This is a genomic window from Arsukibacterium perlucidum DSM 18276, from assembly GCF_000382165.1.
Lineage (GTDB): Bacteria > Pseudomonadota > Gammaproteobacteria > Enterobacterales > Alteromonadaceae > Alishewanella > Alishewanella perlucidum.
Genome location: NZ_KB907758.1, coordinates 1 through 3338 on the forward strand (window position 1 = coordinate 1; position 3338 = coordinate 3338).

The window sequence follows — 3338 nt, forward strand, 5'->3', positions numbered from 1 at the left end:
TTTGGCGATAGATCTGATCATCGAACGCCATGAATGTTCCTTCCGAGTTCATCTTTTTGTTTTAGCTGATAATTTTGTGGGGATACCTCAGGGTCAAAGCCCTCTAATTGATATTGAAATCGATTAACGGCTGGATCCTGATAATCTAAGGCACTAAATTCAAAACGAATGCTGCGTTCTGTTGGTGCTACCCGAACCGGTTGCCAGGGCGCGGCAAAAGGCTTTAGCTGGCGGCGTTGATGATCAATATCTAAACGGGTTAGCACGGCTGTTGGCTGCCGTGTGTTGCTTTCAAGTTCTGCTAAATCAATACTGATTAAACCCTGCACGCTACCCAAATATAATTGGTTCTTATAAATATCTATAGCTTTGGTATTTAACTCTGTCGCTACCATGCCGTCTCGCTGGTTAAAAGTAACAAATTGTGGCTCGTGCAGCGCACCAACACTAAGGCCTTTAATGGTCGAGACAAATAGTTTTTGCTCAGCAATGTGCACACCAAGGATGCGTAAATCTGGTAAGCCCGATTGAAGTCCAAGTAAATGGGTCTGTTGGATATCTTGCTGATACAGCAACAACCCCTGCTCAGTACATATAACCAGCGTTGTAGCATACGTGGTAAGGCAATTTATTTGCTCTGACGGCAATACTAAGGTGGTAGAGCTTGTATTAGTGCGCGTTGAAAAATGTTCAATGTCACCAGTGGCTAATGAGATTTTAAACAAGCCAGAGTAACGACTTCCCACCCAAAGTTGCTGATAGTCATCCAGAGCTAATGCCTGAACCGTATCGCCAGACTGCAGCTGTCCTAAATCAGCCAACCAGTGCTGAACCTCATTTGATTCAGGATCCCAACGAATAACACCTTGCCCCCACAAACCAAGATAAAAAACATCCTGCTTATCAATTAAAAGTTCCCAAACATTTCGGTTCGCTAAGCCAAGTAGCTCAAAAGGTAGATCTACCTGTCGTAACTCCTTACCAACTAATTTCATTAAACCGCTATCGGTTGCCAAATAAAGTTCGCCTTTACTTGAGGTAGACATGGCGTTAATTCCGCCGGGTAACGACAATATGTTCAGTTCTTTTCGGTTTGTATCAGCTTGATATAATTTATCTGCCGAACCCAGCCACAACATCTGGTTCAGGCGATGAATTACCGAAACAGAAAAAGATAACTCACGCTCGTTAAATTGCACAAGATCAGATAATTGCAAAAAATGACTACCGGCGAAGCGACTGCGGAACAAGCTGCTTTCGTCTGTAGCAATCCATAACACCCCGGAACGGTCTAGCAAAAAGTTACGAATGTTTGAATCAGAAAGCAAACTGTCCTGCTCGTCGAATAACTGATAGCGCCGCTCCACTCGATTAAGTTGTTGGACACCAGCGTAACTAGCCACCAACAACCTATTATCGGTCAACGGAAAAAAACGATTGATAATATGCTGCTGACCATCGGCGGCTACGGTGTCTACTAATTGAAACTCAGAGACCTCAGACTCATAAAAATAGACGCCTTGGCGGCTACCAACCCAGATGTTATTACCTTCAGGCCATAGCGCTCTAACCTCATTCAGCCGACTTAAGGGCGGTGCGTCATCATGTAATGGTAATACTTTAATGGAACTATTAGCCTCGTCGAAACGAATTAAACCTTCTGACGATCCCATCCATATAACACCATCTAACGTTTGGGCTACACTCCAGATCCTGGGTTCAGTGGTTAATGACAAAATGTCTTTTAAAGGCTGTTTTTTTATCTGATCATCAGTAGTAATAATACTAATGCCTTGCGTCGTGCCTACCCATAATCGTTGTTGTTGATCTTCTATTAAAAATTGAACCTGATTACCTGCCAAGCCCTGTTCCGTGGTAAATCGTTGTAATTTTCCATCATGGCTATTTAACCGGGAAAGACCAAAACCCCAGGTGCTAATCCAAAGGTTACCTTGGCTATCTTGCAAAATCGTTCCTACATCCGCTTGATAACCTGCAGCCAACTCGCGCTCGTTTAGCACAGCAAAAGCTTCAAACTGATAACCGTCGTAACGCAATAAACCTGAGGTACCAGCGCCCAACCAAATAAAGTCTTCGTTATCTTGCACTAAACTATAAATAGTCGTACTGGGTAAACCATCATCAATACCCAAGCGGCTAATTTGACCAAAATGTTGTGCATACCCATTTAGTGACATCACTATGGATAACAACAACCAAAACTTGGCATGCAACAAGAGATGTTTCATGTACAGAATATCCTCAACACTTGCTGTTTTTGGCCATAATCTTCATAGGCTTTACACTAAGCCATAAACTAATTACTGGCTAACAGTTTTTGTGGCCATAACATTCTCACGAAGTGGATATACTTTTCTGGATATATTCATGCAGTTTTGACTGAACCGATTGACCAGTCTGATGTAAAGACCAATTAACAATACTGCCCTGCTACCCAGCCGCTGGCCCAGGCCCACTGGAAATTGTAGCCACCGAGCCAGCCGGTGACGTCGACCACTTCGCCGATAAAATACAGGCCGGGCTGCTGCTTGGCTTCCATGGTTTTCGAGGATAAGTAATCGGTATCGACGCCGCCGATGGTGACTTCGGCGGTGCGGTAGCCTTCGGTGCCATTGGGTTTAAAAATATAACCATGCAGGCTATCAGCAATCTGCTGAATGCTTTTCGGGTTCAGTGCCTTCAGTGGCTGGTTAGTAAATACCTGCAGTTCCAGCAATTTTTCGACCAGCCTTTTTGGTAGCAGCTTGCCAAGCGCCGTTTTGACTTCCTGCTCAGGATGGGCTTGTTGCTGGCTGACCAGATATGCCACCAGATCAGTTTGTGGCGCCATATTAACGATAACGTTATCACCGGGTTGCCAGTAGCTGGAAATTTGTAAGAAGGCCGGGCCACTTAAGCCGCGGTGGGTAAACAGCATATCTTCCGGAAATAGCGTACCGTTAGCTTCAGCGGTAACGGGCAGCGACACGCCACTGATTTCTTCGAACACCGCTTTGTCAGCAGGTTGCCAGGTTAACGGCACCAGCGCGGCGCGCAGTGGCAGCACTTTTAAACCAAACTGCTCTGCCAGCTGATAACCGAAGGCGGTAGCACCCAGATTGGGCAGGCTTAAACCGCCACTGGCAATCACCAGGCTCTGACACTGCCGGCTTAGCTCCGGCGTCGTAACAGTGTATATACCATCTGCAAAGCTGACTTCGGTTATTTGCTGTTGCATGGCAATCTGATCTGTACCAGCAACAGTGGACACTTCACTAAGCACTGTTCTTCAATTCAAAATTCTCTGGGCTGAGATAGCCAAGAGCACTATGCCTTCT

General features: G+C 45.4%; 2 protein-coding genes. Both read right to left on the minus strand.

Annotation, left to right across the window (positions count from 1 at the left end; genetic code table 11):
* Positions 1 to 17 precede the first annotated feature (17 nt).
* Positions 18 to 2249, minus strand: a complete 2232-nt coding sequence (locus tag H141_RS0119345) for a ligand-binding sensor domain-containing protein (protein ID WP_019677919.1) — start codon at positions 2247 to 2249, stop codon at positions 18 to 20.
* Positions 2250 to 2434: 185 nt separating this feature from the next.
* Entirely contained in the window at positions 2435 to 3271 is an 837-nt protein-coding gene (locus tag H141_RS20825; RefSeq protein ID WP_240473152.1) for an aminoacetone oxidase family FAD-binding enzyme, read from the minus strand.
* Positions 3272 to 3338 lie beyond the last annotated feature (67 nt).